General features: G+C 69.9%; 3 protein-coding genes. All 3 read left to right on the forward strand.

The window, feature by feature from the left end; all coding sequences use genetic code 11:
* The coding region (locus ABDW35_RS34150) for a biotin-dependent carboxyltransferase family protein (protein ID WP_343718302.1) at nucleotides 1-760 on the forward strand (760 nt) is incomplete at its 5' end.
* A 14-nt stretch (nucleotides 761-774) separates the two neighbouring features.
* Nucleotides 775-1,635 (forward strand): alpha/beta fold hydrolase, encoded by an 861-nt coding sequence (locus tag ABDW35_RS34155; protein ID WP_343718303.1) that lies wholly within the window; start codon nucleotides 775-777, stop codon nucleotides 1,633-1,635.
* Nucleotides 1,636-1,817: 182 nt separating this feature from the next.
* Entirely contained in the window at nucleotides 1,818-3,398 is a 1,581-nt protein-coding gene (locus tag ABDW35_RS34160; protein WP_343718304.1) for a peptide ABC transporter substrate-binding protein, read from the forward strand.
* Nucleotides 3,399-3,515: the final 117 nt, after the last annotated feature.

Below are 3,515 nucleotides of genomic sequence, written 5' to 3' on the forward strand. Positions count from 1 at the left end.
TATCAACCGGTCCTGTAACAGCTCCGGCGAATCGTACATCTCACCGGCCACCACGGAGAGCTGCCATCCATCTGCGGAAATAACCTGCTATCTGGCGATCGCCGGCGGCATCGCCGTGGCGCCGGTGCTGGGCAGCCGGTCGACCTATCTGCGCGCCGGGCTGGGCGGGCTTCAGGGCCGGGCGTTGAAAGCGGGCGACCGGCTGCCGGCCGGCGCGCCGACGGCGCTGGGCGCGCGGCTGGCCGGGCTGCTGGCGGCGGAGCGGGGCGACCGGCCCTTCGCCACCCCCGGCTGGTCCGTCGCCGCCGATCTCGACCCGTCGCTGCGCCAGTCGCCGCATGTCCGGGTGCTGCCCGGGCTGCAGGCGACATCCTTCGACCGCGACAGCCTCGCCGCCTTCCATGCCGAGCGCTACACCATCAGCCCGCGCTCCGACCGCATGGGCTACCGGCTCGAGGGGCCGGCGTTGAGCCTGTCGCAGCCGCGCGACCTGCTGTCCGAGGCGGTGACCACCGGCACCGTGCAGGTGCCGCCCGAGGGCAAGCCGATCGTGCTGATGGCCGACGCGCAGAGCACCGGCGGCTATCCCCGCATCGCCCAGGTGATCGAGGCCGACCTGCCGGTGCTGGGCCAGCTGCGCCCCGGCGACGTGCTGCGCTTCGTGCCGGTCGGGCTGGGGGAGGCGGAGGAGCGGCGCCGCCGGGCGCGGCTGGACCTGCGGCGGCTGGCCGCCGGGGTCATGGTCCACGCCGGGATGTGATCGGGAGCAGGGGCATGCGTGCGAAGATCCGCGACACCGAGATCTGGTTCGACATCGACGGCGCCGGGCTGGTTCCCGACGGCGGCGCGATGCGCGAGCGGCCGACCGGCTTTCTGATCCATGGCGGCCCGGGCTCCGACCACAGCGGCTTCAAGCCGAGCATGAGCCCGCTGACGCAGCAGATGCAGCTGGTCTATTTCGACCATCGCGGCCAGGGCCGCTCCGCCCGCGGCGACCCGGCGCGCTACACGCTGGACGAGAATGTCGAGGATATGGAGGCGCTGCGCCGCCACCTCGGCCTCGGGCCGATCGCCAGCATCGGCACCAGCTATGGCGGCATGGTCGCGATGGCGCATGCGGCGCGATATCCGGAGGCGGTGTCGCATCTGGTGCTGATCGTCACCGCCGCCCATGCCGGGTTCCACGACCGGGCGCAGCAGATCCTGCGCGAGCGCGGCAATGCCGACCAGATTGCGGCCGGCGAGATGCTGTGGGCCGGCGGCTTCCGCGGCGAGGCGGATCTGGAGCGCTATTACGAGGCGATGGGGCCGCTCTATTCCCGGCGCTGGGACGCGGCGGCCGCCGCGGCGACACGCGGCCGGGCGATCCATTCGCCGGACGCGATCAATCGTGCCTTCGGCCCGGACGGCTTCCTGCGCCGCCTCGACCTGCGGCCGGAGCTGGCGCGGATCACGGCTCCGACCCTGATCCTGGCCGGGCGTCACGACTGGATCTGCCCGCCGGAATTCTCCGAGGAGATCCACCGCCTGATCCCAGGCTCGACCCTGCGGATCTTCGAGGACAGCAGCCATTCGATCCGCGTCGACGAGCCAGAGGCGCTGCGGGCGGCGATCGCCGGGTTCGTGGCGGGATAGGCGGCTCCCTCTCGGTGTCATGCCCGGGCTTAACCCGGGCATCCAGAGTCTGTCGAGACCCACTGGATTGCCGGGTCAAGCCCGGCAATGACAGATAGCGGGAATTCAGCAGAAAATCTGCGTGGTTGATCCTCAAACCACATGATGGCACGCCTTCCGGCATCGGAAGGAAGGACGATTCGATGCACCATCACATCCTCATCAGCCTCGCCGCCGCCGCGCTGTGGAGCGGGGCGGCGGGGGCGGAGACCCTGCTGTCCCGCGGCAATGGCGGCCAGCCCGAGACGCTGGACGTGCACAAATCGGTCGGCATCCCCGAATCCTGGATCGAGCTGGACCTGTTCGAGGGGCTGCTGGCGCCGGGTCCGAAGGGCGAGCTGGTGCCCGGCGCGGCCGAGAGCTGGGCCGTCTCCGATGACGGCAAGACCTATACCTTCAGGCTGCGGGCCGACGGGAGATGGTCGGATGGCAGCCCGGTGACGGCGCAGGACTTCGTCTATTCCTGGCGCCGGCTGGTCGACCCGAAGACGGCGGCGCCCTATGCCTACTTCCTCGACCGCATCGTCGGGGCGAAGGAGGTGCGGCTGGGCCGGAAGCCGGCCGAGGCCCTCGGCGTACGCGCCGTCGACGACCGCACGCTGGAGGTCAGCCTGGTCGGCCCGACCAGCTACTTCCTGTCGATGCTCGTCAACAACTCGACCTTCCCGATGAACCGGGCGAATGTCGAAAAATTCGGCGCCGCCTTCGCCCGGCCGGGAAACCTGGTGTCGAACGGCGCCTATGTGCTGGCCGAGGACGTGCCGCAATCGCACATGACGCTGCGCAAGAACCCGCAGTTCCACGATGCGGCCAATGTGCGGATCGACACTGTCCGCTACGTTGTGACCGAGGACGTCGACAGCGAGCTGGCGCGCTTCAAGGCCGGCGAGCTGGACGTCACCAGCGAGGTGCCGAGCCAGCAGGCGCCGGCGCTGCGGCAGAGCAACGCCGCCGAGCTGCACATCGCGCCCTATCTCGGCATCTACTTCTACGCCATCAACCTGAACCACGAGCCGTGGAAGAGCAGCCCGGAGCTGCGTCGCGCCCTGTCGCTGGCGGTCGACCGCGACGTCATCATCGACAAGGTGGCGCGGGGCAATCAGACGCCGGCCTACAGCTTCGTGCCGCCCGGGACGAGCGGCTTCCCGGCCTGGCAGACGGAGGAGGCGGGCTGGACCCAGGCCCGGCGCGACGAGGAGGCAAAGGCGCTGCTGGCCAAGGCCGGCTACGGGCCGGACAAGCCACTGCAGGTCAAGATCACCTACAACACCTCCGAGAACCACAAGAAGATCGCCGTGGCCATCGCCGCGATGTGGAAGCAGAAGCTCGGCGTCGACGCCGTGCTGGAGAACCTGGAGTGGGCGACCTATCTGAGCCAACACCACCGGAAGGAGTTCCAGGATTTCGCCCGCACCGGCTGGATCGGCCAGTATGACGACGCCAACTTCTTCCTGGAGCTGCAGCGCAGCGGCATCGGCGAGCTCAGCACCTCGGACTATTCCAACCCGGCCTATGATTCGCTGCTGGACCAGGCCTCGGCCGAGACCGACGCCGCCAGGCGCGCCGCGATCCTGCAGCAGGCGGAGCGGCTGATGATCGCCGACACGCCGGTGATCCCGATCTTCTTCTACACCAGCCGGCACCTGGTCTCCCCGGCGGTCAAGGGCTGGGCGGACAATCTGCGCGACCAGCACCCGACCCGCTGGCTGTCGGTCGAGCGGTAGGCGTCCTCGCGCAGCAGGCCCGGCGTCCGGGGCGGTTGACACCGACCCGTCTCGCCGGGTCATCTGCGGGCCATGACCACGGCCCGACGCACCCTGCCGCGCCTGCTGCATCACACC

Source organism: Inquilinus sp., from assembly GCF_039594555.1.
In the GTDB taxonomy this organism is placed as follows: Bacteria; Pseudomonadota; Alphaproteobacteria; order DSM-16000; family Inquilinaceae; genus Inquilinus.